Annotated in this window: 18 protein-coding genes, 1 tRNA gene, 2 rRNA genes and 5 pseudogenes (1 of these 26 only partly in view); 10 read left to right on the top strand and 16 right to left on the bottom strand. The window is 51.5% G+C overall.

Features of this window, described 5'->3' with window-relative positions:
- Positions 1–44: 44 nt before the first annotated feature.
- A pseudogene (locus ABNV41_RS14065) lies at positions 45–149 on the bottom strand (IS110 family transposase); the annotation flags it as partial.
- A 393-nt stretch (positions 150–542) separates the two neighbouring features.
- Positions 543–1928 carry an IS1380-like element IS1380A family transposase gene (locus ABNV41_RS03630; RefSeq protein WP_012812390.1) on the bottom strand — a complete coding sequence of 462 codons (1386 nt, stop codon included), beginning with the start codon at positions 1926–1928 and terminating at the stop codon, positions 543–545.
- 93 nt (positions 1929–2021) lie between these two features.
- On the opposite strand from ABNV41_RS03630, the pseudogene ABNV41_RS03625 reads away from it, so the two are divergent.
- Positions 2022–2531: pseudogene (locus ABNV41_RS03625) on the top strand (DDE-type integrase/transposase/recombinase); the annotation flags it as partial.
- A 113-nt stretch (positions 2532–2644) separates the two neighbouring features.
- On the opposite strand, the pseudogene ABNV41_RS03620 reads toward ABNV41_RS03625, so the two are convergent.
- The 5 genes and pseudogenes from ABNV41_RS03620 to ABNV41_RS03600 all read right to left on the bottom strand — a co-directional run bounded on the left by ABNV41_RS03620 (position 2645) and on the right by ABNV41_RS03600 (position 7407).
- A pseudogene (locus tag ABNV41_RS03620) lies at positions 2645–3440 on the bottom strand (IS5 family transposase).
- A 21-nt stretch (positions 3441–3461) separates the two neighbouring features.
- Complete coding sequence (locus ABNV41_RS03615; RefSeq protein WP_349934993.1) at positions 3462–4733, bottom strand: FAD binding domain-containing protein; 1272 nt, start codon at positions 4731–4733, stop codon at positions 3462–3464.
- Positions 4730–5659 (bottom strand): molybdopterin cofactor-binding domain-containing protein, encoded by a 930-nt coding sequence (locus ABNV41_RS03610; protein ID WP_349935090.1) that lies wholly within the window; start codon positions 5657–5659, stop codon positions 4730–4732. Before ABNV41_RS03610 ends, ABNV41_RS03615 begins: the two co-directional genes overlap by 4 nt.
- A gap of 78 nt (positions 5660–5737) precedes the next feature.
- Positions 5738–6397 (bottom strand): annotated as a pseudogene (locus ABNV41_RS03605) (molybdopterin cofactor-binding domain-containing protein); the annotation flags it as partial.
- A 14-nt stretch (positions 6398–6411) separates the two neighbouring features.
- Positions 6412–7407 (bottom strand): IS481 family transposase, encoded by a 996-nt coding sequence (locus ABNV41_RS03600; RefSeq protein WP_035366691.1) that lies wholly within the window; start codon positions 7405–7407, stop codon positions 6412–6414.
- 142 nt (positions 7408–7549) lie between these two features.
- Here ABNV41_RS03600 and ABNV41_RS03595 point away from each other — a divergent pair, with 142 nt between their 5' ends.
- Positions 7550–8800, top strand: coding sequence for an IS701-like element IS1452 family transposase (locus tag ABNV41_RS03595; RefSeq protein WP_012812328.1), 1251 nt, complete (start codon positions 7550–7552; stop codon positions 8798–8800).
- 115 nt (positions 8801–8915) lie between these two features.
- Here ABNV41_RS03595 and ABNV41_RS03590 read toward each other — a convergent pair whose 3' ends face one another.
- The 6 genes and pseudogenes from ABNV41_RS03590 to ABNV41_RS03565 all read right to left on the bottom strand — a co-directional run bounded on the left by ABNV41_RS03590 (position 8916) and on the right by ABNV41_RS03565 (position 15396).
- Positions 8916–9911, bottom strand: a complete 996-nt coding sequence (locus tag ABNV41_RS03590; RefSeq protein WP_349935084.1) for an IS481 family transposase — start codon at positions 9909–9911, stop codon at positions 8916–8918.
- A gap of 226 nt (positions 9912–10137) precedes the next feature.
- Complete coding sequence (locus ABNV41_RS03585) at positions 10138–10404, bottom strand: cytochrome c (RefSeq protein WP_349934992.1); 267 nt, start codon at positions 10402–10404, stop codon at positions 10138–10140.
- Between the two features lie 151 nt (positions 10405–10555).
- Positions 10556–12156 (bottom strand): annotated as a pseudogene (locus tag ABNV41_RS03580) (flavin monoamine oxidase family protein).
- Between the two features lie 116 nt (positions 12157–12272).
- Complete coding sequence (locus ABNV41_RS03575) at positions 12273–13517, bottom strand: M20 family metallo-hydrolase (RefSeq protein ID WP_349934991.1); 1245 nt, start codon at positions 13515–13517, stop codon at positions 12273–12275.
- 35 nt (positions 13518–13552) lie between these two features.
- Positions 13553–14497: a glyoxylate/hydroxypyruvate reductase A gene (locus ABNV41_RS03570; RefSeq protein WP_087651983.1), complete on the bottom strand. Its 945-nt coding sequence runs from the start codon at positions 14495–14497 to the stop codon at positions 13553–13555.
- A gap of 35 nt (positions 14498–14532) precedes the next feature.
- The gene (locus ABNV41_RS03565) at positions 14533–15396 is read right to left on the bottom strand and encodes a dimethylarginine dimethylaminohydrolase family protein (RefSeq protein ID WP_050820030.1); all 864 of its coding nucleotides are present in this window, start codon (positions 15394–15396) and stop codon (positions 14533–14535) included.
- Positions 15397–15711: 315 nt separating this feature from the next.
- Here ABNV41_RS03565 and ABNV41_RS03560 point away from each other — a divergent pair, with 315 nt between their 5' ends.
- From ABNV41_RS03560 to ABNV41_RS03525, 8 genes are all read left to right on the top strand, one after another.
- The gene (locus ABNV41_RS03560; RefSeq protein ID WP_050820031.1) at positions 15712–16665 is read left to right on the top strand and encodes a LysR family transcriptional regulator; all 954 of its coding nucleotides are present in this window, start codon (positions 15712–15714) and stop codon (positions 16663–16665) included.
- A complete protein-coding gene (locus ABNV41_RS03555; RefSeq protein ID WP_080986819.1) occupies positions 16665–18242 on the top strand; it encodes an ABC transporter substrate-binding protein/permease in 1578 nt (525 codons plus the stop codon). Before ABNV41_RS03560 ends, ABNV41_RS03555 begins: the two co-directional genes overlap by 1 nt.
- Entirely contained in the window at positions 18232–18984 is a 753-nt protein-coding gene (locus tag ABNV41_RS03550; protein WP_050820032.1) for an amino acid ABC transporter ATP-binding protein, read from the top strand. Before ABNV41_RS03555 ends, ABNV41_RS03550 begins: the two co-directional genes overlap by 11 nt.
- A 147-nt stretch (positions 18985–19131) precedes the next feature.
- Positions 19132–21405, top strand: coding sequence for a TonB-dependent receptor (locus tag ABNV41_RS03545; protein WP_087651980.1), 2274 nt, complete (start codon positions 19132–19134; stop codon positions 21403–21405).
- Between the two features lie 29 nt (positions 21406–21434).
- Positions 21435–22301 (top strand): TIM barrel protein, encoded by an 867-nt coding sequence (locus ABNV41_RS03540; RefSeq protein ID WP_050820034.1) that lies wholly within the window; start codon positions 21435–21437, stop codon positions 22299–22301.
- Entirely contained in the window at positions 22301–23347 is a 1047-nt protein-coding gene (locus ABNV41_RS03535) for an isopenicillin N synthase family oxygenase (protein WP_050820035.1), read from the top strand. The genes ABNV41_RS03540 and ABNV41_RS03535 overlap by 1 nt, the downstream gene beginning before the upstream one ends.
- Before the next feature lie 37 nt (positions 23348–23384).
- Positions 23385–24122, top strand: coding sequence for a class II aldolase/adducin family protein (locus ABNV41_RS03530; RefSeq protein ID WP_050820036.1), 738 nt, complete (start codon positions 23385–23387; stop codon positions 24120–24122).
- Between the two features lie 434 nt (positions 24123–24556).
- Positions 24557–25060 carry a hypothetical protein gene (locus ABNV41_RS03525; RefSeq protein ID WP_330123975.1) on the top strand — a complete coding sequence of 168 codons (504 nt, stop codon included), beginning with the start codon at positions 24557–24559 and terminating at the stop codon, positions 25058–25060.
- Here ABNV41_RS03525 and ABNV41_RS03520 read toward each other — a convergent pair.
- The 3 genes from ABNV41_RS03520 to ABNV41_RS03510 form a co-directional block, all read right to left on the bottom strand.
- Positions 25017–25093 (bottom strand) — tRNA-Met (locus ABNV41_RS03520). The genes ABNV41_RS03525 and ABNV41_RS03520 overlap by 44 nt on opposite strands.
- 55 nt (positions 25094–25148) lie before the next feature.
- Positions 25149–25264 (bottom strand): 5S ribosomal RNA (rrf, locus tag ABNV41_RS03515).
- 108 nt (positions 25265–25372) lie between these two features.
- Positions 25373–26458, bottom strand: a 23S ribosomal RNA gene (locus tag ABNV41_RS03510) (it continues 1657 nt past the right edge of the window).

Here is a 26458-nt window from a genome sequence, read left to right as displayed (position 1 = left end):
TACCTCACGGGTCTTTCTGTCTCCACAAAACCCGGGGCAATTCACACATACTGCGGAGCGATCAGTCTGACCTCGTGACCAGCTCCTGCCAGTTCGCGAGCCCAGTGATGCGCGCTCCCGCACGCTTCAAGAACGACCAGAGCAGGCGGCTGCGTGGCCATGAACTGCATAAACTGCTGACGACGCAGCTTTTTGCGAAACATCACCTCGCCCGCACGCGAAGCTCCATGAACCTGGAAAATGTTCTTTGCCAGATCAACGCCTATCACTGTATCCTTCATCTGCCGTCCTTTCGCGCAGTCGTTTCTTCCAACGACCATTCTGGCACATTGCGATGCCGTGCGGGGAGGACGGCAACCACCCCATCTCACACTTGAGGCAATTTCGGGTCATTTTGTAGAATTCAGTCATCCCACAGGAGCCCGATCTGGAATATTGACGATATTCTGCTTCTGGCGGCGGGTTCTGAACGCAGTGAGGGTGTCACGGCCTGAGAAGGCAGTGTTGGTGGAAGCTATGTGGTCTGTGCACTGTCTGTTTCTTCAGATGGCCTGCCGGAGCCTTCGCAATCGTGCATGAGCGAGGGCGAATTCATGCTGACAGGGGAACATGTCCGGCATGGACAGGACAATCCGACGGACGCTGAGCGTTACACGTGTCGCGATTTTGAGCAGCCGTGCGCGTATGGTGCCACAGGTCGCCGTCTCCAGGCTGGTCTGGCCAAGGGCCAGTCTTTGCAGAGCGGTCAGCAGGACATAGGCTGCGGCCGAGAACCACAGCCGGAGCTGGTTGGCCCGGATGGTGTGGGACGAGGTCCTGTCTGAGAACAGATCCATCTGGCATTCCTTGATGCGGTTTTCCATATCCCCGCGTGCGCAGTAAATCTGTTCGTAGAGATGGCGGGGGTCGGACATTCCCTGCGGTAGGGTGGTGACAATGAAGCGATGATAGCGGTTGCCGTGGCGCCATTCGGCCTTGGCCACGACCCGCCTGCGGCGCGTCCAGCTGTCCTTTGTGATCCAGTCAAAGGAGGCGAAACCGCGCGCAGCTCTGCCTGTCGTGGCGGCTTCGTCACGAACCTCAGCGGACAAAGAGGCAATCCGGTCATACAGGCGGGTGTTGCCTGCAAGCCCGAACAGGAAGTCAACGTGGTTGTCTTCGCACCATGTCATCAGACTGTCCCGGGCGAAACCGCTGTCCCCACGCACCAGGATACGCACCCGGGGCCAACGGCTCCTGATCTGCTCGACGATCCGGCGGATGTCTGCCAGTGCTTCCTTCCCCGGGTCCCTGTCTGCCGTGCGCAGGGTAGCGCTGAGGAGATGGTCCCCGCAGAAGACATACAGGGGAAGATAGCAGTTATGGCCGTAATATCCATGAAAGGCGCGGCCTTCCTGATGGCCATGGATACGGTCATCGGTGGCATCCACATCCAGAACGATCCGGGCGGGTGCGTGCTCATGCTGGTCAAGGAAGAGCGTGACGAACAGGGTAGCCAGGGCCTCATGATCAGCAATGATCCGACAGTAACGATCTGCCTTGTGCCCACTGCGCTCCAACCGGTTCAGTGTAGATTTGCCAGCCAATGCTGCGCAGTTTGCCCGGCCTCCTGACAGACGACCCGAGGCCAGACCAAAGATCAGGTCATGCCGCAGGGCATCGTGATCATTGAGATCTTCATAGCCCAAAGCCAGGCCCATGATCCGCTGACGGACAAGGTCTTCAACCCGGTATTCCACAAAGCCGGGATGCCGCTTATCGCGAAAACAGGCAGCAAAGCGGCGGCTGAGCCCCAGAATGTCATCAGCCTGCTTCACCAGAATGACGCCCCCATCCGAACTCATGCGACCCCCGTCAAAACGGGCCACAACACGCCGTCCACAGGAGGCTGGAAACTCATACGCGCCTGCGCTACACTCTGTCTGCATCGGGTTTTCTTGATGATTATGGAAATTTCTTTTCTACAAAACAGACTTTTTCATAATCTAACCCGATGTACAACCCTTCTGTGAGATTTCCGCGTCGATCGCTGTTCCCGTTCAGTGCACCTGGCTGTTTATGACGCGGAAAATGCGGATAATTCCGTTGATTTCCTCAATGCCGTCAAATCGGCCTTTCCTTTCCGGATCACCCATATCCTGACCGATCGTGGCTCCTGCTTTACAGCGGACGCCTTCGAAAAAGCCTGTCATGACATGGGAATCGACCGACGCCGGACCAAGGCTTACTCCCCTCAGACCAATGGAATGGTGGAACGCTTCAATGGCCGTGTCGCTACAGAAGTACTGCAGGTCTGTGTCTCAAACCATGAAGATCTGGAAATTCTGCTCAGAGGCTTCTGTTTCGCCTACAATCATCGCCCGCAGCGTGTTCTGGGCGGCATCGCTCCCGCCCAATGCATCATCTCATGGCTTGAAAAACATCCCGCGTCACGTAATCAAGACTATATCAAACCGGCTGGTCGTGACATCATGAAACAGGTCGACGAAATCCTTGATTACGCCAATGACGTCTCACAACCTGACAGCTAGGAAACGGGAAATGGCGTAGTTTCTTGATTTTTCGAGTTGTAATGTAAACTATACGAGAAAACATTTTAGTTCTTATACCCAAATATCTTCTGGCAATGGCGGATTAGGGCCTGTTAGGGCTTGATCCAGTCTGCTGCGGCAGCGATGTGGATGACCGCGAGGAACGACGTTGCTGTTTTTTCATATCTGGTTGCGACAGCGCGCCACTCCTTGAGGCGAGCCCAGAGGTTCTCAACGAGATGCCGACACCGATAGGCCCATTTGGGGCAGGCGACCGGGCCATCGCGTCGTTTCGCGGGAATGGCTGGCCGTGCTCCCATGTCCCATATCCGTTCACGCATGGCGTTCGACGCGTAGCCCTTGTCCGCTACTACCCACAGGGGAGTGGCGGGAAGGCTGTCGAGCATGGCTGGTGCCAGAGGCAGTTCATGAGCCTGTCCAGGGGCCAGCGCAAAACCGAAGGCTTTTCCATGTCCATCAGCGATCACGCAGACTTTTGTGCCATAGCCGCCGCGAGAGCGGCCAAGTGCTTCACGATGGTCTCGCTCTTCGAAAGAGGCCCTTTTTTTGGGCTCCCGCCGCTTTGTGGTGAGCCCTGATGTTCGTGCCATCCAGAAAAGTCATTCCGAATGCCACTCCCTGTTGTTCCTGAACCAGTGCGAGCAGCCGCTCCCATACGCCGAGCTTCGCCCAGCGGATGAAAAGCTGCGCAGCCCGCCACCACGGACCCAGTTCAGCGGGGATACTCCGCCATTTCGCGCCATTCTCATGACGTCAGAAAATCGCTGCTATCGTCCGCCGCAGATCATGTGGCGGCGTCTTGCCCCTCGGGCGAACCTCCTCAATCAGAGGTTCCCAGATCGCCCATGTCTCGTCCGTAAAGGTGCCTGTTCTGTCCCCTTCTTCCATCCCTACAATATGGGAAGAAATTCAAGATCTAACAGGCCCTAGGAGATTTCTAGCTACGGCTTTTCTGTAAGCTGTGGTAGAACGAATGTCATCAATCGGTGTAATTTCCGACATAGCTAGTTCAGCCGCAAACTTGAAATGCCTTTCATCGCATTCCTGTGCAGCAAGATACCGATGTGCTTTTGGGCATGACATGGGAACAGGGCCAACAGCGCCGAATGCAAAGCTGATTCTGGCCGGATCGTCAGGAACTAAAACCGTTGCCAGAGAAAGTTTTGAAATTGCCTGCGCTTTGCGAGGGCCTACTTTTGTAAATATTTGTGGCTGACCAATGCATTTTGCAGGAATAACAAATCCGACAATAAGTTCACCAGCCTTACGTTTTGTGCGCCCAACCCCTGTAATAAACTCTGCAACGGGCATCTCCCGGGTTCCATCTGGATGGATCAGCCGGATACGGGCCTGAAGTGCCACGAGAGCCGGAAGACTATCTCCTGCCGGTGAAGCTGTGGCCACATTACCGCCAATGGTGGCCGCATTTCTAACCTGAGGGCTGCCAACACCATAGGCGACATCTCTGAGGATAGGCACAGTGTGCGCAATGATACGATCATGCAGAATGTCCTGCCATCGCATCAGGGCTCCTATTACAAGGTTACCATCTTCCCAGAAAACCTGACGTAGTTCCGGCGCATGCAGCCGATCTAATGAAAAAAGCCGCAGAGAGCCAAGGTTATGGCCTGCGCGCACTATCAGGTCGGTTCCGCCTGCAATCGGGATGAGGTCTGGGTTTTGAGCCAGATAGGCCAGTCCGTCTTGCAAAGACATATCCGCTTTACCGGAAACGGTATCTTTGTGCGGTAGAAGGCAGTCTGTTTGTTCAAGTGCTGTGCGAATTTTAACATATCCCGTGCACCTACAAAGATTTCCCTCCAAGGCATCATCTGGTGCGTCATCAGGGTGCCGTCCGGCCCAAGCCATGACTATTCCCGGCGTGCAGAACCCGCATTGAACACCCCCTTTGCGCGCCAGAGCAGAACAGATTTCAGATCCCTCTGGCGTCTGGGCTAATGCCTCAATGGTAGTAATAGCTGCGCCTTGCAGCGTTTCGGCTGCTTGTAGGCAGGAGCAGACCGGTCGACCATCAACCAGAACGGTGCAGGCTCCGCATTCGCCTTCACCACAGCCAAGCTTGGCGCCAGTCAAATGGAAATCGTCACGAAGAACCTGCAACAGGGTTTTACCCGCATGGGCAATCTGGACGGGTTTACCATTAAGCTGGAATGTGATCATGACAGAATTTCTTCCATGACCGGGAGAATTGCTTCCGGTTTGATTGGAAAGTGCGCGAAGCGATGCCCAACACACCGTGCCAAAGCATTGGCGATAGCCGCAGCGGCGGGTGTGAGCCCAACTTCTGCTATGCCGCGCGCACCGAGAGGATTGGATGCATCGGGATGGTTAATTAGATGGACGCGAACATCTATTGGTACATCTCGGATTGTCGGAAGAATGTATGATGAAAAGCGGTTGTTCAGAACATATCCCTCGCGCTGCACGAGGTCTTCACTTAAAGCGAAGCCAAGCCCCTGTGCCAAACCGCCTTCAATCTGGCCTGTTACACCATCGGGATTGATAACTGTTCCTGCATCTAACCATGTTTCAACTTCTTCCACCGTAACATTGGCGGTTGCAGTATCCAGCGCAATACGCACGGCCTGTATGCCATAAGAATACCCTATGTGCGGGGCGCCAAGTGTCAGTTTTTCTGGAAAAATAGGGGCATAATGTGCTGTTTCTTCAATTACACCACTTTCGCCCGCAGCTATTCTCATGGCTAGTTGTTTTGCTGCCTGCGCTACAGCATTACCTGTTACAACCACGGATCTGGAAGCATTTGTGGACCATGAATTTGTGTTATCTGTTGTACCGATATCAAGCTGGATATCATGGGCATGACACCCCAACCCTGATGCTGCAATCTGCTGAAATGCAGAAAGATTGCCTTCCCCCAAATCTGCCGTGGAGCAATTCAGCCAGAAATGTCCATTCTCGTCTCGGCGTAGGGTCACGCTTGATCCGGGCTCAGCGCCGGCCCCCAACCCGAACCCTTGCCAGACGAATGCAAATCCGGTTGCACGAAACTTACCATCCTGATCTGGATGTACGCTTTTTTGAGAAAGGGCAGATAGTAATGGCCCTTTGCGTGCGGAAGCAATCAGGCGTGGAAGCGTAACATCGTGACGAACAATATGCCCAGCTCCTGCACGATCTCCCCCGCGAAGAAGGTTTTTTTCGCGGAAGTCGATAGGGTTAAGGCCGCATTTGGCGGCCAGTTCATCCATAGCCTGTTCAATGCCCAGAATAACCTGCGGATTGCCAAACCCACGAAAGGCCGAGGCATTTCCTGTATTGGTATGGACGGCCTGACCATGAATACGGCTTGCCTGAAACCGATAAGGCCCGGAGGCGTGTTCGGCAGCCAGAACAAGAACGGCTGGGCCTAACGTCATGTAGGCTCCGGTATCGGCCAGAAGATTGGCCCGGAAGCCGGTCAGTTTCCCGGTGGCATCACATCCCACTTCGACATCTACTTCAAAACGATGCCGTTTAACGGAGTAGCCAATGCTTTCTTCACGTTCATAAACATACCGGGCGGGACGGTCCGTGGCTTGCACCGCTAAAGCCAGATGTGCCTGAACATTCAGGTCTTCTTTACCTCCAAAGGCGCCTCCCATAGGGGGGTGAGACACATAGACTTGCTCAACAGGGATACCGAGAATAGCTGCTATCTGCTTCTGGTCTGCAAAAGGGTTTTGTCCGCCGCAAATAATGGCAATACGCTGCTGATTATCACGATAGGCAATGCCGGCTTCAGGTTCCAGAAAAGCGTGTTCCTGCCGCCCAGTGCTGTAACTCAGATGCACAACATGCGCGGAAGCTGCCAAAGCTGCATCAACATCACCAAACCCTAGCTGTCAGGTTGTGAGACGTCATTGGCGTAATCAAGGATTTCGTCGACCTGTTTCATGATGTCACGACCAGCCGGTTTGATATAGTCTTGATTACGTGACGCGGGATGTTTTTCAAGCCATGAGATGATGCATTGGGCGGGAGCGATGCCGCCCAGAACACGCTGCGGGCGATGATTGTAGGCGAAACAGAAGCCTCTGAGCAGAATTTCCAGATCTTCATGGTTTGAGACACAGACCTGCAGTACTTCTGTAGCGACACGGCCATTGAAGCGTTCCACCATTCCATTGGTCTGAGGGGAGTAAGCCTTGGTCCGGCGTCGGTCGATTCCCATGTCATGACAGGCTTTTTCGAAGGCGTCCGCTGTAAAGCAGGAGCCACGATCGGTCAGGATATGGGTGATCCGGAAAGGAAAGGCCGATTTGACGGCATTGAGGAAATCAACGGAATTATCCGCATTTTCCGCGTCATAAACAGCCAGGTGCACTGAACGGGAACAGCGATCGATGGCGACATACAGAAAACGTTTCCGCCGGTCCCCATCTGCTGTCTGTAATTTTGGCAGATGTTTCACATCGATATGGACATAACCGGGATCGTAATCGCGGAACTTTCCCTGTCCCCGAACTGGTCCGGCCTTTGGAACAGGAGGCAGCCTGTTCAATCCGGCGTCTTTCAGTATCCGCCAGATATTGTCCCGGTTCAGATGCGGCAGGAAATGCCGTAAGACAAAGGTCAGATCATCCAGACCAAAACCGGTAGAACGCCGAAGCTGACAGACAATGGCGCGCTCCTCCTCCGAGGCTTTCCAGGCCAGCCTCCAGGGACGGCTGCTGCGGTCCTGACAGGCGTCCGAACCACGCCTGCGCCACTTGCGGACTGTTTCATCGCTGATCCCGTAGCGTCTGGCGAGCACGGATGTCGGTTCTGACGAACGAGCTATCTCAGCCCGGACAGCCGGTGTCGTGCGTGCCTGTGGGTGGATCTGAAGCATCATTCGGTCTCCCTGCAAACGGAAGAAAACAACGAAGCATAACGCGGTATCGCCCACGCTACATCATCCCAATGACGTCTCACAACCTGACACCTAGCACTACAGTTGCATTTTGTGTTGAGTTCTGAATCTATGGGTAACCATGATTCAGGATATGATGAGTGGCGGTACGTCTGTTGAAGAGACGCTGGAATTATGGGCGCGCTCGCTTCGGTCCGCCAAGGATCGGATGGCGCCGCTGTTCACGCAAAAACGTGTCGTAGATTCGGCCTGTGCTTTTCTTGATGTTTTGATTGGCAATGAACCACGCAAGACGGGATGGATGCGAGCGGAAGCCGCAGGAGATCCTGGTCCATGGCGGCAGCAGGCGCTTCTGGGACGCGGGCACTGGGATGCCGATGCCCTTCGTGACGTCGTCAGGGATTATGTGATTGAGCATCTGGGCACTGAAGAGGGCGTGCTGGTCATTGATGAGACCGGTTTTCTGAAGAAGGGTCAGGCGTCCTGCGGTGTGGGGCGGCAGTATACGGGATCTGCCGGCAAGATCACGAACTGCCAGATTGGTGTGTTTGGCGCTTATGTTTCGGAACGGGGGCATGCCTTTATTGACCGCGCCCTGTATCTCCCGAAAGACTGGACATCAAAGCCTGAGCGTCTGAAGCGGGCCCACGTTCCCGATGACGTGGTGTTTGCAACCAAACCGGCGTTAGCCTCGATGATGATTGAGCGAAGTATTGAGGCCGGTGTGCCGTTCCGCTGGGTTGCAGCAGACAGCGTGTATGGCGTGGGCGACGTAGAACGCACGCTTCGCCGGGCAGGAATTGGATATGTGCTTGGGGTCAAGGGCAATCACTGGTTCGGATCATGGGCAACGGAACCGCTGATTGCCGGAGAGGCGAAAGATATTGCAGCAGGACTGCCAGACCAGGCCTGGCGTCGTCTGTCAGCGGGGCACGGCACAAAAGGTGAGCGACTTTATGACTGGGCGTATCTTCCGCTTGCTGATCTGGATGCTGAAGAATTTGACTGCCCTATAGCCGGACCATGGACACGTGGCCTGTTGATCCGCCGAAACATCGCTGACGGGGACCTTGCCTATTTTACGACCTGGAGCCCGAAAGGGACAACCACGCAGGAACTGGTGAACGTTGAAGGGACGCGCTGGAGGATCGAAGAAGGGTTCGAGACGGCCAAAAACGAATTTGGTCTTGATCATAACGAGACCCGCTCCTGGCATGGTTGGCATCGGCATGTCTCTCTGGTCATGCTGGCCTATGCCGTCATGGCCAGTGTCCGTTACCAGGCAAACTCACTGAAACCGAAAAAAACACAACTCAGAACACGACAGTCCTTGTCCGCTGGTCCATTCAGGAGATCAGGCGCCTCGTCGTAAAACTTGCACAACGCAGACTACCCGTCTCTCACATCCTCAGATGGTCCGTCTTTCGACGAACGCATCAGGCCAGTGCTATCCGCGCTCACTCACGACACAAAATGCAACTGTAGTGCTAGATGTCAGGTTGTGAGACGTCATTGGCGTAATCAAGGATTTCGTCGACCTGTTTCATGATGTCACGACCAGCCGGTTTGATATAGTCTTGATTACGTGACGCGGGATGTTTTTCAAGCCATGAGATGATGCATTGGGCGGGAGCGATGCCGCCCAGAACACGCTGCGGGCGATGATTGTAGGCGAAACAGAAGCCTCTGAGCAGAATTTCCAGATCTTCATGGTTTGAGACACAGACCTGCAGTACTTCTGTAGCGACACGGCCATTGAAGCGTTCCACCATTCCATTGGTCTGAGGGGAGTAAGCCTTGGTCCGGCGTCGGTCGATTCCCATGTCATGACAGGCTTTTTCGAAGGCGTCCGCTGTAAAGCAGGAGCCACGATCGGTCAGGATATGGGTGATCCGGAAAGGAAAGGCCGATTTGACGGCATTGAGGAAATCAACGGAATTATCCGCATTTTCCGCGTCATAAACAGCCAGGTGCACTGAACGGGAACAGCGATCGATGGCGACATACAGAAAACGTTTCCGCCGGTCCCCATCTGCTGTCTGTAATTTTGGCAGATGTTTCACATCGATATGGACATAACCGGGATCGTAATCGCGGAACTTTCCCTGTCCCCGAACTGGTCCGGCCTTTGGAACAGGAGGCAGCCTGTTCAATCCGGCGTCTTTCAGTATCCGCCAGATATTGTCCCGGTTCAGATGCGGCAGGAAATGCCGTAAGACAAAGGTCAGATCATCCAGACCAAAACCGGTAGAACGCCGAAGCTGACAGACAATGGCGCGCTCCTCCTCCGAGGCTTTCCAGGCCAGCCTCCAGGGACGGCTGCTGCGGTCCTGACAGGCGTCCGAACCACGCCTGCGCCACTTGCGGACTGTTTCATCGCTGATCCCGTAGCGTCTGGCGAGCACGGATGTCGGTTCTGACGAACGAGCTATCTCAGCCCGGACAGCCGGTGTCGTGCGTGCCTGTGGGTGGATCTGAAGCATCATTCGGTCTCCCTGCAAACGGAAGAAAACAACGAAGCATAACGCGGTATCGCCCACGCTACATCATCCCAATGACGTCTCACAACCTGACAGCTAGAGTAGAGCAGATCATTACACAATGAAATCATCACTCTATTCAAAAACCAGTCACCAATGCATGTTAAGCTTTAAAAACAACACTCCTCCAAGATCACCAAATCAAATATATTTACTCCCAAAATAAAAATCATTCATATTCTTCGGTTAGATGTGGCCGAATCATCGTAATAGTGTCCGGCTTGATTGCATTTGTATAATGGTTATCAAAATGTGTACGAATGTAATTTATAACATTGGCTATTTGTTGATCATCCAGGGTGACGGCAAACCATGGCATAGCGCCCATGCCGTTAAGCACAACAGATGCAGCATATTCCGCACTCTGTAATTTGGGGTTTTTCGCCAAGGCAGGAAACCGGGCACCAGCACCTTCTGCACCCTTTCCATCTGACATATGGCAACTCTGGCAGATGTGCTTATAAATATCTGCGCCATCTGAAAGAGATTGCGTTTTATCTACTACATTACCAGAGCTATCAGCCCATGCCGTTGTTGATGTAAAAATCAGAAGTAAAAAAAGGGAGTATGAAAAAATGTATTACGCATCAGGCTGCCCCCACTATGCGTTGATGCAAGCGCGTAATAGCATCCAAGGCAGATAAAATGGCACCTTCCTGCCAACATCCAACATAAGAAGCATGCTCGCCTGCCAGCACAATGCGCTTATCTATACTGCAAAGTGTTTTATAGTGTGTTCGCCGTGCTTCCTCTGTCCACATGGAACAACATCCCATAACCCATGGTATCCGGCTCCATGCAAAGCTCACACCGTTTGAAAACTCCTTGTGATATTGAGGATGAATAATACTTCCCTGCTCCAAAGCACGTTCCAGACGTTCTTGGGGAGGCATTCCAACATAGTCATACGCAGGCGTTCCAAACAGATAGCCCCCAGCAATACTGCCGGTCCTTTCCTGAAATACCCATGACTGGGATAGGAAATCTGGCTGATCGGCTGATCTGTAAAGCTGATGCCACCGTAAATCTGCTCATCCTCTTCCCAGAATCTACGATTAAACTCCAGTCCGATTTTAACAGAAGATGCATACGGTACAGCCAGGATTGCAGCTTTCATCGCATCTTCCACCTGCACATCCAGTTGTGAGAGAATGGAAAGAGGAATAGTGCAGATACAATAATCAGCCTGCATCTGTCTGACAGCGCCACCACGTGCCATATCGTTATAAGTAACGGTTACACCCTGTTCATTCTGGGAAATCTTTGTAACTTTACAGTTTAATGTAATGAGATCTTTAACTTGTCGTGCAAAACCCTTGCCAATCTGGTCCATGCCACCAACGGGTTGGAACAGTGTTGTCTGCATATCAATACGTTGGTTAAATGCCATCCAGTCCCACAAACCAGATTTCATGATATCTTTGCGCGCCAACACCTCTGATGGGATAGGTGCACCATTCAAACCGCCACCTTGCGCACGCTCAAAACCACGACGCCATGAACTGACAGTACCTTTTGTATAAGAAAGGTCTGGCGTAAGAGCCCCCCATGATTTCATGGCTTCAATTAAATAATGATGCTCGTCTTCACTGACGATATCGTCCAACTTGTGCTGATTGATTGCCTTGGCGAGAAGTTCTGCCGTAAATCCGTAAAAATCGGCAGAAAACTCCCTGTACCTTACGGATTTACCACCAAAAGTATCACCTGAATGCAGCCACGTGTTATGATTGACCTCAATAAACGGCTCAAGCTCAACCCCAAACTTCCGGCAATAATATAGCAATCCTTGATGGTGACACGGAATACGCCACGGACCCGGATTGAAATAATTCCCGTTTGAAAAACGAACTTTCTGTGACGCGCCCCCCAGTTCCGTTACGGTATCTCCCGCACGCAAGCTGATATTACGGCCACCACTGCGGTTCTGAAACTCCAGAATCTGAACATCATATCCAGCCTTGCGCAGTTCATACGCCGATAACATACCTGCCAGCCCCGCCCCGAGAATCAGAATTCTAGTTCCCTTTTTAGCGCCAGTAAGAGAAGGAGGATGTGTAAAATCAGTTCCGGCGGCATGCCCCATAGTGGTCATGGCTTGATATAGCGCCACACTGCCTGCCAATGCACCAATACGCGTAAGCAATTGCCGCCGTGTAAAAGGGAATGAATGATGAGGTTGTGACATCAAAAAATCCCGTCATTTTTGTATTCAGCGTTACCGAACTCTGCGACAAACATTCCAAAGCATCATATGAAAAATGCAGGGCTTTTACATATATCGCTTTACATGAATATATCTGTTCAAAATACCTGATCTGCCTTCAACACGGCATGCAGCATCACGTTGCTTCCGGCCGTTGCATCTTCCTGCGTTGCACTTTCTGCTTCGTTATGGCTGATACCCTGCCAACATGGCACAAAAATCATGGCGGTTGGCACAACCCTAGAAACATACACAGCATCGTGCCCGGCGCCGGATACAATATCTTGCATGCTATAATTCAGCTCTTTCCCGCTTTCCCGAACACAGGCAACGCAGCGCTTATCAAAATGTACGGCTGGGGAATTCCATGTCGGCGTTATGCTGACCTCCACACCTGCCGCTTGCGCACATTCCTGCATACGGCGCAGGAAATCTTCTTCCATACCCTGCAACGCGTCTTCCGATGGATTCCGCAAATCCACAGTAAAGCGCACTTCCCGCGGAACAACGTTGCTGCTGGCAGGAAACGCCGTGATAATGCCAATGGTGCTTAAACCATCAGGCGCATACGCTTGTGCCACGGCATTCACTTGGTCAATCATACGTGCGGCGGCCAATAAGGCATCCTTACGCATGGGCATGGGGGTTGTGCCTGCATGTGCAGAGCGGCCGCGTACCACAACCTCATACCAGCGCATGCCCTGCACGCCGGTTACAACACCTATGGTGCATTCTTTGGCTTCCAGCACAGGACCCTGTTCAATATGCAGCTCAAAATATGCTGCCGCCGGATGCTGCCCGCAGTGTTCTTCTCCTACAAAGCCACCACGTTCCAGTTCCTGCCGCAACGTTATGCCAGTTGCATCTGTCCTGCTGCTGGCAAATTCCTCTGTAAAAGCACCACCAAAAACACCTGAAGCGAGCATGGGAGGCCTAAAGCGTGCCCCTTCCTCATTTGTCCAGTTCACCACTTCGATTGAATGCCGCGTATGAATGCCTGCATCATGAAGCGCACGCAAAACCGCAATACCGCCCAATACGCCTAAAATGCCATCAAAACGGCCACCTGTAACTTGAGTATCCAGATGGCTGCCCATCATAATGGGAGGCAGATCATTTTGCAGGCCAGCACGACGGGCAAACTGATTACCCATAGAATCATGGGTTACAGTACATCCCAGCGCCTTGCAGGTTTGTTCAAACCATGCCCGAACCTGAAAATCTTCATCCGAAAGAGCAAGCCTACATATGCCACCTTTGGCCGTACCGCCAAAAGCAGCAGTTGTGGTGAGATCATGCCACAGCGCCTGTCCATTCACTGTCAGATCGGCATATTGGCTCATATTCTGCACCTTTTCTGTTTCAGGCTTTTTGGTATTCAATATCCACGCGCAACATCACATAACAAAGCGGGCCGCTCTCCCCGCTCTAGGCATGCCACCACATTCGCTGCGTAACGGGCCTGCATTTCACGTGATGCCTCAGATGCAACATGCGGCGTAAGTATTACGCGTGGGTGCTGCCACAAGGCAGATTCTGCGGGTAATGGTTCGGGCGTAACAACATCCAGCACGGCACCACATAACGTGCCATCATCCAGTGCTTTCAGAAGATCTTTCTGTACAACGTGTTTCCCACGGCCAACATTTACAAATCCTGCACCTTTTGGAAGATGCTGGAAAAAGTCAGAATCAATCAGCCCTTCTGTTGCAGGCGTTGCTGGTAACAGATTTACCAGAACATCCACTTCGGCCAAAAATCCGGGCAGATTCTCTCTACCGCTCCAGACTGTTACGCCTTCCACATCAGAATGCAGACGTTTCCATCCGGAGACACAAAAACCAAACCTGGCCAGATCCTGCGCAACAAAAGCGCCAAGATGCCCAAGGCCCATCACGCCCACTCTGGTTGTATCGGATGTGCGGCTGCATACATTATTGCGCCATATAGCGTGCTGTTGCTGGAGAGCCCATGTGCGAGCCCCCCTGAGAAGACTGATGACTGCCCACAGCACATAATCCGCCATCAGGCGGGCTGTCTGCTCCCCGCCCATACGCACCAAAGGCACATCCTGCGGAAAATCCGGCAAGGAAAGCAGATGATCAACACCTGCTCCTGTGCATATAATGCCTTTCATATGGGCAAGGCATTCCACATGCTCTGGTTCTGGTTTCCAGACCAAGGCATAATCATCAGGCTGCAATTGCCACGCAGGGTCAAACCATGAGCAGATAGGAAGACCAGGCGCAACCGTAGCAAAAGCCTGCCGCCAGCTTTCAAAGACCTCGTGGCCATCTGCGCTGATTACAATACGAGCAGGCATTTGCTATTCCTTTCTTTGTAAAATCCCTAAAGCTTTTACAATGGCTGCCTGCGCAAAGGCATGGTCATGCAATGAATACTGCCGCCACCACGGGAAAACTGATTGAGTTCTGGATCAAGAACTGTCAGCCCTTCAGCGCGCAACATCTGATTGATACGCACGGAGTGACGTGGGCTTACCACCCTGTCTTTCCCCAAGGACAGTACGTTACACCCCATATCCCGCATGGCCTCACGATAGCTTACCGGCAGAATACGGATGCCCTGTTCACGGAACCATTCCAGATCAGCTTCATCCAACACATCCACGGCAGCAATCGCAAGGTTTTCCGCAACCATGCAGAAAATGACATCAAGATGAAGAAAATGCTCTGGAAAGTGAATCATGCGGCAGGTCCAGCCAGCTTCTTCAAACCAGCTGATGAATTCGGCCGCCCCTTTTGCATCCGTCCGGCCGCCACTTACACCAACGGCTAGCAAACCAGGGCGAATGATATGGATATCCCCGCCCTCAATACGCCCTGCGGTACATGTGCGCCAGATTTCATCCGGTGCGTAAAAAGAACGGATTTCTTTTTCCTCTCCTACACGTTCCGGGCGGGAAAGATTTGTAACAACAGTGCCAAATGGTGTGGTTTGTGAACTGTCTCGCGTATAAACTTCGTACGGCATGTTTTCATGCGGCACCAAGAAATGGCAGGACACATCCTCGCTTTTAAGCGTTGAAACCAGTTCATCAAACTGAGTACGCAAGGCGGTGCGATCTATGTTTCCACCATGCGCCATTGTTTGAATAGCAATATCGTTACTTGGAATCCATTCATAATAATCAGGCGGACACAAAAGAACGTCTGCCAGCACGCCGGTTTCGCTGTCTATAAACCACCTGTTTGCAGCCATGTCTTGAAATTCCTCAAGGTATCTGTTTCAAGCACAGACTATCCGAGAGATACTGCAATCCGAATACGAACGGACAAGAGTTCACTTTAGTTTTTTCACAAATATATTCAAATCACCCGGAAAACCGCCTTTCTCCCGCTTTCTGCCTCCGACATGTTGATAATTGTCCGCAGTTCGCTCTTCACAGCCCATGTTTTACACGCCATAATCATTCCTTATAAGAAACAATAGAGCCTTGTTAATCAAGCCAAAGGATCCTCCGACAGTTTCCTCCATCTTTATCCTGACGCCCCACCCAGCAGGAGCATTCAAACCATGATAGGAAGCAGCCATAAAAAACCCCGTCCCAGAAAAAGGCCGCGTGGGTTTCAAGGGCATGTTTCGGAAATAGACCTGCGCCTTCTGCGTGTCTTTCATACTGTGGCAGAACAGGGTGGGTTCAGCGCCGCTGAAATAACCCTGGGGAAAAGCAAGTCTTCTATCAGTCTGGACATTTCAGCCTTAGAAACACGTCTGGGGATCACCCTTTGCCTACGCGGACGAAGTGGCTTTGCACTGACAGATGAAGGGCGTGAGGTGCTGGAGGCAACACATGCGCTTTTTCTTAATCTTGAACAGTTTCGCCAGCAGGTGAACCAAGCCAGCGGTATGTTAAGCGGCACGTTCAACCTGTATGTGCCCGACAACATACAGACCCACGGTGAAACACCGCTTGTAAAAGCCATTCATACATTCACACAAAACCACCCAAGCGTATTTATGAACCTGCATTCTGCTGCAACCAAGGAAGTGGAAGTGGCGGTTATAAACGGGCAGGCTACGGCTGGCATTGCCCTTTACGCCCAGGGAGAGGCCCCTTTAGGCAGCCGTCCACTGGTGGCAGAATCATCTTTCCTGTTCTGCGGCGCCAGGCATCCTCTCTTTCATATGCCTGAAAAAGAAATCACGCTTGATGTGCTCACCAGCCAGCGCATGATCAGCGTTGCCGATGCTGCAACATCCAAAGCATGGGAAGAAATACGCCCGCATTTCACCTACCATGCCAAGGCGGACAAAGTAGATGCACGCGCTCTTCTTATCCTGTCTGGCAGTTACATTGGATTTTTGCCGGAAATTTTTGCAGCACCTCTTGTGGCGCAAAAATTACTACGCCGGATTACCTTTAATGATCTGCACCTTATAACCTGCTGCCATTTTTTGGCTCGCATGTCTCCCGAAACCAGCCTGATGGTCGAAACATTCCGTAATTTACTGGAAGCGTCATATTAATGTCCCGCTTTTTCCCCCATCAGCCACTCATGCAGTGGTTCCAGCATGTTATCGCGCTGCTCGGCATCCTTTTTATGGCTTCAGGCCAGCTGGGATCAGCACGAGCCGAAGAACTTCCTTCGTTTATACATGATGGCACACTGACCATCTGCACCAACCCGACCCTTCCCCCCATGACCTTCGTGAAAGGGCAGGATGTCACACATCCGGAAGGGTTTGATATTGACGTTGCACATTTTCTGGCCACACGCTGGCATGCGCAACTTTCCGTTGTTACCATGGATTTTACAGGATTATTCCCCAGTCTGGGCGCCCAACGTTGTGGCCTGGTCATGAGTGGCATTATCCGCACACCCCCGCGAGAGAAAAGCTTTGATGCGGTTTCCTATCAGGATACGGCGCTGGTGGTGGCAGGACGTGCAAATACTCCTGTTCTGACCAGTATGGATGAGTTGTCTGGCAAGGATGTCGCTGTAGAATCTGGCACAAGCTATGTGACCCGCCTTGGCGTCATAAACGATGCCCTGGTTGCTGCAGGCAAAGCCCCTATGATTATCCAGCAATATCCAACCGAAGAACAGGTTGTACAGCAGGTTCTTATTGGGCGGGTTTTTGCATTTGTCAGCCAGGATGTTGAAATCTTTTTTCGCATGCGGCAGCTTCAGGGCAAACTACACATCCTTCTGACCCCGGATATTCCGGATTACCGACATTTTGCCATTTACCTGCGCCAGAACAAGCAGGATCAGGAACTGCTCCAAACAGCAATCACTGCGCTGGAAACAGATGGAACACTGGCGACACTACGCAACAAATGGTCCATTACCGATCAGTCCACAAAACAAGGGGCAGATGCGTCTTCCTCTGGCTCGATATTTGATTGGAATGCCTTTTTTTCTGCGCTGACATCCCGCGCCTTTCTCCATGGCGCCCTGATTACATTAACCGTGGCCCTCCTTTCTCACATCATCGCCATCACTTTGTCCGTGCCGATTGCCATTGCACTCAACAATCCTCAACGGTCTGTTCTCAAAATTGTTCTGGAAGGATATGTCGCTCTTTTTCGTGCCGCCCCAACATTGTTGCAGCTTCTTTTCATCTGGAACGCTGTGCCGCAGTTTTTCCCCATTTTTCGTGAACAATGGTTTACGCCCTTTTTGGCGACAGTTCTGGCCCTTTCCATCAATGAATCTGCTTATCAGGTGGAAATCAACCGTTCCGCACTCAGCGCCGTAGATCCGGGGCAGGAACTTGGCGCCAGCGCACTTGGACTAAGCCGACGTGATATTTATTGGCGCGTTATTTTTCCGCAAGCATTCCGTATTGCTCTGCCGCCTACCATCAACGAGTTTATCAATCTTCTTAAAATTACATCTCTTGCCTCTGTTATTTCACTGCAAGAACTTCTGGCCGTGACACAAATACAGGTTGCACGGACCTTTGCCTTTACAGAATATTATGCTGCGGCTCTGGTTTATTACCTGGTCATGGTCTTCTTTTTCCTTTTCCTTCAAAAACGGGTTGAACGACGCTTCACCTGGTCTGACCGCAAAAAGGTTGTGTCTAATGCAGCATGAATCCACAACCACCCCCATGATTTCCGTGCGCAGCATGAGCAAACTGTTTGGAGAGTTTGTAGCGCTTGACCGCTTAGACTTTGATGTGGAAAAAGGGGAAAAAATTGTTATTCTGGGGCCATCTGGATCTGGAAAATCTACCCTTATCCGCACATTAAACCGCATTGAGCCCCACGATAGCGGAACGCTTAAAATCAACGGCAAGTTGATTAATGACAAAACAGATCCTATCCAACTCCGCTGTATGGTCGGTATGGTTTTTCAAAACTATAATCTGTTTCCACATTTAAGTGTTTTAGAAAACTGTATTCTGGCCCCCATGCGCGTCCGGCACATGACACGCACTGAGGCCACAGATCTTGCCCGCCGCTATCTCAATCAGGTGGGCATTCCCGATCAGGCAGATAAATACCCTATTCAGCTTTCTGGTGGGCAACAACAACGCGTTGCGATTGCCCGAGCACTATGCATGCAGCCAGAAGTGATGTTATTTGACGAACCTACCGCGGCACTTGATCCCGAAGCGATTGTAGGTGTGGTAAGCATTATAGATGAACTGGCTGAACAGGGTATTACAACAGTATGCGTAACGCATGAAATGGCGTTTAGCCGCCGTATTGCAGACCATATTATCTTTATGGATCAAGGGAAAATTCTGGAAATTACGCCTCCAGAAACTTTTTTTACAGCACCACAAACGGATCGTGCACAAAATTTTCTGAACCAGATGCTCCGTTACTGAACAGCATCTCAATATCAATCAGAAAAAGTATGCTTGAGTCATTCCTAAACGAAGGCGACCCAATTTCATTGTCAAATAGAAATGAAAAGCCGGTTGTCTTCGCGCCCCAGAAACCGGTTCCAATAGGAATGAAACAGGAATACGGGCATGAAATCATCTTTTTTACATCGGTCCTTCCGTTTTCTGGCCGTTGTTCCAGCATATATCTCACTGCCAACCCTGCCCTGCCTGCTTCTGGCATCAACATCTTCTTTGGCTGCTACAGCAACACCCACCGCTAGCACGCAGCCTGCTTCGGCGCATTCTGTCTCTCCTGGACGAAAGCATGCAGTCGTTACGCCACGCCGTAAAAATACCGCCCCACACATGGGTTCTACTGAACAGCTGGAGGTAACACGCTCCCACACACACCGTTATCTGTCCTCCCCTGGCACGGTGAACGTTATGAGTGGCCAGGAACTGCGTGCACTGCGCATTGAAAGCCCAAAGGATATTGCCGCATTTACGCCTGGTGTTACGGCAGTAAACGCCACTTCCGGTTCAACACCCATTTTTTCTATCCGTGGTGTTGGTTTGGATGACTATATCGGCACAAACATGGGGGGAATTGGCATTTATCTGGATGGGCTGCTGGCACCGTATCCGGTATTTTATAATGGCCAAATGCTCGATACAGAAAATGTTGCGGTGGAAAAAGGGCCGCAAGGCTTTGATATGGGGCGTAGCTCTACAGGTGGAACGGTCAATATTCAGTCTGTAAAGCCTTCTGATAAATTCGGAGGTTATGCAGAATGGGGGTATAGCAGCTATAATACAAACCGTGGTCGGTTTGCTGTAAACGTACCCATCACCAACAAAATTTACAATCGCACAGCCTTTAACTACGTAAAGGGTGATGGCTGGCAAAAAGATGTTGGAACCGGTGCACGCTATGGATCGCAGGATCTGCTATCTATCCGCAACCTGACCAAGTTTGTGATAGATGACACTTCCTCCGTATTGTTGAATCTGCATTATACACGAGACAAAGGTACCCCGATGTCTCCGCAAGATCTGGATCCCGTAGATGGTGTAGGGCCACATCCACACGCCAATGCTGTCAATGTCGGAAAAGACCCTGCTAAACGTAATGAAAATGGAGGCGGTGTTTCTGTTGCCTATACCAAAGCCTTCAACTTTGGCACATTCACCTCCACCACCGGCATAGATTTCTACCGCCGTGATGATTACGACAACTACGATGGCACATCCAACGAATATGGTGATTATCGTTGGAATGATACATCCATCGCGCAATCACACGACATGCACCTGCGCATGAATCTTGCAAAAATTCTCCATCTGACCGTAGGTGTTTATGAGTCCTATGATAAAATTGATGGCAGTTACACAAGCTTCCGCAATTCCTTGTCTGCCACACCACCATATTGGCTGAGAGACCAGTTTTCTCAGCAAAACCTGTCTACAGGCCTGTACGTCAACACAGTTACCAATATCACCAAAAAGCTGGATTTCATTGCATCCGGCCGCCTTTCCTACGATGAACGCGGCTTTAATGGTGGCACACACAATGTTCAGACAGGTGAGCAAAGAACCTTTCTGGACACTACTCACGCGTATCATCGTTTTACCGGGCGTGTTGGCCTGCGCTACCAAATTGTACCTGGCACTTACGCTTATGGCACCATTTCCAATGGTTATAAGCCAGGCACATATTTTGCAGGCCCCGTGGCCGCCACATCTGCTCTGGATTACGTAAAGCCTGAAAACCTGATTGCGTATGAAGTTGGGATCAAATCCTCCCTCCTGCATAACAAGCTTGTTGTGGAAGGTTCTTTATTTGACTACGAATATCATAATCGGCAGACACTTTTCTTCGCGCCCATGCCAGATGGATCAAACTCCCTTACACTGGGCACAATTTCCCGGGCACGCACTCGTGGGGGAGAACTCTCCAGCACGCTGCATAATCTCGTCCCCAATCTAGATCTGCGCGGATCATTTGCCTATCTGGATGCTCAGGCCAAAAGCCCTGTAGGTTCCATTAATGGGCTACCGCTAGATCCTCCCGTTACGCATAATTCGCCTTTGCCATTCGCGCCGCGTTTTTCATGGAGCGCCGTTGCCCGTTATGGCATCGACATGGGCCTTTACCGTACAACATTACAAGCCAGCTACACATGGAAAGACAACATGTGGGTTGCTCTGGGGGACCCCAACGCCAAATCCAGCAAGATCAGCTCCCTTGGCCTCCGCATGGAATTCGGCCCCAAAACCGGCAAGTGGACTGCTGCCGTATATGTTGACAATCTGCAGAATAAGCATGGCACAACCTATTCCTTCACCGGCAGTGATGATAACCGCGCCCAGTATATTCAGACACCACGCTGGGTTGGCTGTGACCTACACTACAACTTCTGAATACTACACAAGAAACCGGGAAAGAGCTTATGAAACTTGAACTTTTCCGCACATTGTGGGGGGATAGCCGCCGATGGGATATCCCTCTGGCAGAAGCACGCAAAGCCAGTTTTGTGGGGTTGGAGGCACGTATTCCTCCAACTCATGAAGAGGCTCAGGAATGTGCTGCCATTTTACAGGGAGAAGGCGCTCCCTTCATTGCTATTGCCATGACAGGTGGAGGCGTTATTCCGCGGCAGAGTGCAACAGTGCAGGATCATCTAGATGATCTGCATGATGCCATAGACCGCGCATCGCTTATGAACCCTCGATTTATTAATATTTTAGGAGGAAATGATCGATGGCCTGCTCACAAACAAGCTGAATTCATAGCATCTGCGCAGGAAATATGTCGTGCAGCAAATATGATGTGTTGTTTTGAAACACATCGCTCCCGCATTCTGGCAACACCCTGGATTACACTTGATGTTATCAGGCAACTTCCAGATGTGCTCTTTACTGCTGACATTAGCCATTGGGTTGTTTGCTGTGAACGGTTACTGAATGATCCGGCAGATGATTTCTCCCCTTTCATAAGCCGTGTTCATCACATTCAGGCACGTGTAGGATATGATCAGGGCCCTCAGGCTCCTCATCCAGCAGCTCCTGAATATGCCCCTGCCCTACGCTTCCATCAGCATATCTGGCAAGAGATATGGCAAAGCCAGCGCACGCGCGGATACACCACCACCACAATGACCCCAGAATGTGGGCCTGATGGCTATTTGCATACCTTGCCATTTACCAACATGCCCGTAGCAGACCTCTGGTCACTCAATGTCTGGACGGGCCAGACAGAATACGAACATTTTCAACATGTCATGTCAGATTCTGGCAACAAGAAGGAATTGGGTTGATGTCTGTTTCCAAGACCACTGAAACTTTTACCAGTATTCCGGTTATTGATATCAGCAAATTATATAGCTCTGACCTTGCAGAGCGTAAGGCTGTAGCAGAAAAATTGGGAGATGCGGCCCGTAATGTCGGGTTTCTTTACATTTCCGGCCATAATGTTGGTGCTGATCTGATTGAAGGCGTGCGCAAGGCTGCACGTGATTTTTTTGCCGAACCATTTGAAAAAAAGATGGAATATTACATAGGCACATCTGCCACTCATAAAGGGTTCGTGCCTGAAGGAGAAGAAGTCTATTCTGCTGGACGGCCAGACCATAAGGAAGCCTTTGATATTGGATATGAAGTACCTGCCAACCATCCTCTGGTGCAGGCAGGAACACCCTTGCTGGGGCCCAATAACTGGCCAGATATTCCGGGGTTCCGCTCCGCTGCAGAAGCTTATTACCGCGCTGTTTTTGATCTGGGTCGCACACTCTTCCGCGGGTTTGCCCTCGCATTGGGGTTAAACGAAAACTACTTTGATACAGTTGCAAATTTTCCCCCCTCCAAATTGCGCATGATCCACTATCCTTACGATGCTGATGCACAAGACGCCCCAGGTATTGGCGCCCACACGGATTACGAGTGTTTTACAATTCTGCTGGCGGATAAACCCGGCCTGGAAGTGATGAACGGCAACGGAGACTGGATTGATGCGCCGCCAATTCCGGGTGCATTTGTTGTGAATATTGGTGATATGCTGGAAGTGATGACGGCCGGAGAATTTGTGGCCACAGCACACCGTGTTAGAAAAGTTTCTGAAGAACGTTACTCTTTTCCACTATTTTATGCCTGTGACTATCACACTCAGATTCGCCCACTTCCTGCCTTTGCAAAAAAAGATGATGCTTCTTATGAAACCATAACCATTGGCGAGCACATGTGGGCCCAGGCTCTGCAAACATATCAATATCTGGTTAAAAAGGTTGAAAAGGGCGAACTGCAATTACCAAAAGGAGCACGTAAAACAGCCACTTTTGGGCACTTCAAACGCAACTCTGCCGCCTGAATACAAATTGTAGCAGACCTTTAAGGAGGTTTTACAAATGACAACACAGCAAACAGAACAGGAACTGCGGGAAGACCTGGCAGCCGCCTATCGGCTGATGGCGCATTTCAACATGACTGATCTTGTTTATACCCATCTTTCCGTTCGGCTTCCCAATGCCGGACATCGCTATCTGGTCAACCCGTATGGCCTGCTGTTTGAAGAAATCACAGCAAGCTCTCTGGTGATTGTAGATGCTGATGGCATTCCCCAGCAGGAAACCAGTTGGGCCATAAATCCGGCCGGTTTTGTCATTCACTCCGCCATACATGCCAACCGCCCCGATGCGGCATGTGTCATGCACACGCATACCGTTCCAGGCATGGTGATTGCCGCGCAAGATAGAGGCATTCTGCCACTTAACCAGATTAACATCGAATTTTACGGTGCTGTCGCTTTTCATGCGTACGAAGGTATTGCTGCGGATGATAACCTGAGCGAGCGTGAACGGCTTGTACGCGATCTTGGATCTCGCAATGCCATCATTCTGCAAAACCATGGGCTGTTAACAGTTGGCAGCACTGTAGCGCAAGCATTTTACCGTATGTATTACATGGAACAGGCCTGCAAAATTCAGATTGCCGCTCAATCTACCGGGGTGCCTTTGCATATCCCTTCGGAAGAAAAAATCCTGCGCACCAAAAGCCAGTTTGATACAGACCCCGATCAAGGACAAATGATCTGGAAAGCCCTACGCCGTAAATTGGATAGAGAACAACCCGATTATAAAAAGTGATTTGAAAAATACTTCTTACAGCATAAGCCTTATGCACCTGTTATAATAAAGATCGAATATAACAGTTAAAAACCCCTTCTCCTTTTTATAAAAAAGAAGAAGGGAGAAAATATTCCAGATTTCAACTATCAGATTTTCAGGAAACCTGATGCTTTCAGGACTATGCCGCCGGAAAATCCGCGAAAAAGATTGCCGTGTCCCTTAATCGCGTCTCCCGCCTCAACCCCGAAGCCGCGTGGGTCATACGGGACGTGCCGGACCTGCGGATTATTGATCAGGATCTGTGGGATGCAGTCAAGGCCCGCCAGAAAACCCTTGAAGCCAGCCCGGATATCAGAACCGGTCACAGTCACGACCATTTCCGCGCAAGACGCCGTCCGAAATATCTGCTCTCGGGCTTGCTGAGGTGTGGCTGCTGTCAGGGGGGTTACAGCATGATCTCGAAACACCTGCTTGGCTGTTCGAACGCCCGCAACAAGGGCATCTGCGCCAATCTTCAGAACATCCGGCGCGAGGTTCTGGAAGATCGGGTGAGCAAGGAGAGCCTTGATCAGCAGAGCCTGAAGCTTGAAACCCGCAGGACAGAACTCGAGGCTCTTCTGGCCAGTTCCAAAGCCCCGCCTCCCCTGCTTCACCCGGAGATGGCCTGCGTTTATCGTGAGCAGATCTTCCGCCTGCATGAAGCTCTCAATTCTGAACTGGAGACCCAGCGTCAGGAGGCTGCGGAGATTGTGCGCTCGCTGATTGAAGCCATTATCCTCACGCCGTCTGATGATGGCATGCGGATTGACGTTCGTGGCGATCTGGCCAGCATTCTGACGATTGCGTCTGGAACACAAAAAAGCGCGAACGCTGGTATGCGTTCACGCTTTGATCCAAGATCGCAATTAGGTATGGTTGCGGGGGCAGGATTTGAACCTGCGGCCTTCAGGTTATGAGCCTGACGAGCTACCGGGCTGCTCCACCCCGCGGTTGAAGATGTGTTGAAATTTGTAGGGGTAAGATTTGTATAGGGTGGATTGGAAGACCTGGCGGCGACCGACTTTCCCGTGGCTTAAGCCACAGTATCATAGGCGCTGGGGGTTTTCACGGCCGAGTTCGGGATGGGATCGGGTGGATCTCTCCCCGCCATGGCCACCAGGTCATCCAGTCCACCCTGTAAGGGGTGTGTGGAGGACGGTTGGTTATGAAGAAGTAGGCGTTATATGGATGATTTCTGTGCACGGGCCGTCCTTTTAAGGGGACAGTAAGAGAGTGAGCCTATTGGGTGATTAGGACCAGTTAGCTGCACGTGTTACCACGCTTTCACACCTGGCCTATTAACGTGGTGGTCTACCACGACCCTCAGGGAGACCTAGTTTTGAGGTGGGTTTCCCGCTTAGATGCTTTCAGCGGTTATCCCTTCCATACTTAGCTACCCGGCGGTGCCGCTGGCGCGACAACCGGTGCACCAGAGGTATGTTCATCCCGGTCCTCTCGTACTAGGGACAAATCCTCTCAAGTCTCCAACATCCACGGCAGATAGGGACCGAACTGTCTCACGACGTTCTAAACCCAGCTCACGTACCACTTTAATCGGCGAACAGCCGAACCCTTGGGACCTGCTCCAGCCCCAGGATGTGATGAGCCGACATCGAGGTGCCAAACCTCCCCGTCGATGTGGACTCTTGGGGGAGATCAGCCTGTTATCCCTAGAGTACCTTTTATCCGTTGAGCGATGGCCCTTCCACGCGGGACCACCGGATCACTATGGCCGACTTTCGTCTCTGCTCGAGCTGTCACTCTCGCAGTCAGGCGGGCTTATGCCATTGCACTCAACAGCCGGTTTCCGACCGGCCTGAGCCCACCATCGCGCGCCTCCGTTACACTTTGGGAGGCGACCGCCCCAGTCAAACTGCCCACCATACAGGGTCCCGGATCAGGCTAACTGACCACGGTTAGACATCAGAAAAATTCAGGGTGGTATTTCAAGGATGGCTCCACAGGAACTGGCGCCCCTGCTTCAAAGCCTCCCACCTATCCTACACAGAATGTCTCTGATGCCACTGTAAAGCTGCAGTAAAGGTTCATAGGGTCTTTCCGTCTGACCGCGGATACCCCGCATCTTCACGGGGAATTCAATTTCGCTGAGCCGATGCTGGAGACAGCGGGGAAGTCGTTACGCCATTCGTGCAGGTCGGAACTTACCCGACAAGGAATTTCGCTACCTTAGGACCGTTATAGTTACGGCCGCCGTTTACCGGGGCTTCAATTCAGCGCTCTCACACCTCCTCTTAACCTTCCGGCACCGGGCAGGCGTCAGACCCTATACGTCGTCTTTCGACTTCGCAGAGTCC

Source organism: Acetobacter sp. A11-2, assembly GCF_040208445.1.
Taxonomy (GTDB): Bacteria; Pseudomonadota; Alphaproteobacteria; order Acetobacterales; family Acetobacteraceae; genus Acetobacter; species Acetobacter oryzoeni.
The sequence above is the reverse complement of the archived record's forward strand: the minus strand, read 5'-3'. Positions and strand labels throughout refer to the sequence as shown.

What these genes read in the sequence shown, in the direction of transcription:
- ABNV41_RS03525 (WP_330123975.1), top strand. Translation starts at nt 24,557, where the DNA reads ATGATCTCGAAACACCTGCTTGGCTGTTCGAACGCCCGCAACAAGGGC.
- ABNV41_RS03550 (WP_050820032.1), top strand. Translation starts at nt 18,232, where the DNA reads ATGCAGCATGAATCCACAACCACCCCCATGATTTCCGTGCGCAGCATG.
- ABNV41_RS03535 (WP_050820035.1), top strand. Translation starts at nt 22,301, where the DNA reads ATGTCTGTTTCCAAGACCACTGAAACTTTTACCAGTATTCCGGTTATT.
- ABNV41_RS03630 (WP_012812390.1), bottom strand. Translation starts at nt 1,928, where the DNA reads ATGCAGACAGAGTGTAGCGCAGGCGCGTATGAGTTTCCAGCCTCCTGT.
- ABNV41_RS03600 (WP_035366691.1), bottom strand. Translation starts at nt 7,407, where the DNA reads ATGCTTCAGATCCACCCACAGGCACGCACGACACCGGCTGTCCGGGCT.
- ABNV41_RS03565 (WP_050820030.1), bottom strand. Translation starts at nt 15,396, where the DNA reads ATGGCTGCAAACAGGTGGTTTATAGACAGCGAAACCGGCGTGCTGGCA.
- ABNV41_RS03595 (WP_012812328.1), top strand. Translation starts at nt 7,550, where the DNA reads ATGATTCAGGATATGATGAGTGGCGGTACGTCTGTTGAAGAGACGCTG.
- ABNV41_RS03570 (WP_087651983.1), bottom strand. Translation starts at nt 14,497, where the DNA reads ATGCCTGCTCGTATTGTAATCAGCGCAGATGGCCACGAGGTCTTTGAA.
- ABNV41_RS03555 (WP_080986819.1), top strand. Translation starts at nt 16,665, where the DNA reads ATGTCCCGCTTTTTCCCCCATCAGCCACTCATGCAGTGGTTCCAGCAT.
- ABNV41_RS03615 (WP_349934993.1), bottom strand. Translation starts at nt 4,733, where the DNA reads ATGATCACATTCCAGCTTAATGGTAAACCCGTCCAGATTGCCCATGCG.
- ABNV41_RS03545 (WP_087651980.1), top strand. Translation starts at nt 19,132, where the DNA reads ATGAAATCATCTTTTTTACATCGGTCCTTCCGTTTTCTGGCCGTTGTT.
- ABNV41_RS03530 (WP_050820036.1), top strand. Translation starts at nt 23,385, where the DNA reads ATGACAACACAGCAAACAGAACAGGAACTGCGGGAAGACCTGGCAGCC.
- ABNV41_RS03585 (WP_349934992.1), bottom strand. Translation starts at nt 10,404, where the DNA reads ATGTCAGATGGAAAGGGTGCAGAAGGTGCTGGTGCCCGGTTTCCTGCC.
- ABNV41_RS03560 (WP_050820031.1), top strand. Translation starts at nt 15,712, where the DNA reads ATGATAGGAAGCAGCCATAAAAAACCCCGTCCCAGAAAAAGGCCGCGT.
- ABNV41_RS03575 (WP_349934991.1), bottom strand. Translation starts at nt 13,517, where the DNA reads ATGAGCCAATATGCCGATCTGACAGTGAATGGACAGGCGCTGTGGCAT.
- ABNV41_RS03540 (WP_050820034.1), top strand. Translation starts at nt 21,435, where the DNA reads ATGAAACTTGAACTTTTCCGCACATTGTGGGGGGATAGCCGCCGATGG.
- ABNV41_RS03590 (WP_349935084.1), bottom strand. Translation starts at nt 9,911, where the DNA reads ATGCTTCAGATCCACCCACAGGCACGCACGACACCGGCTGTCCGGGCT.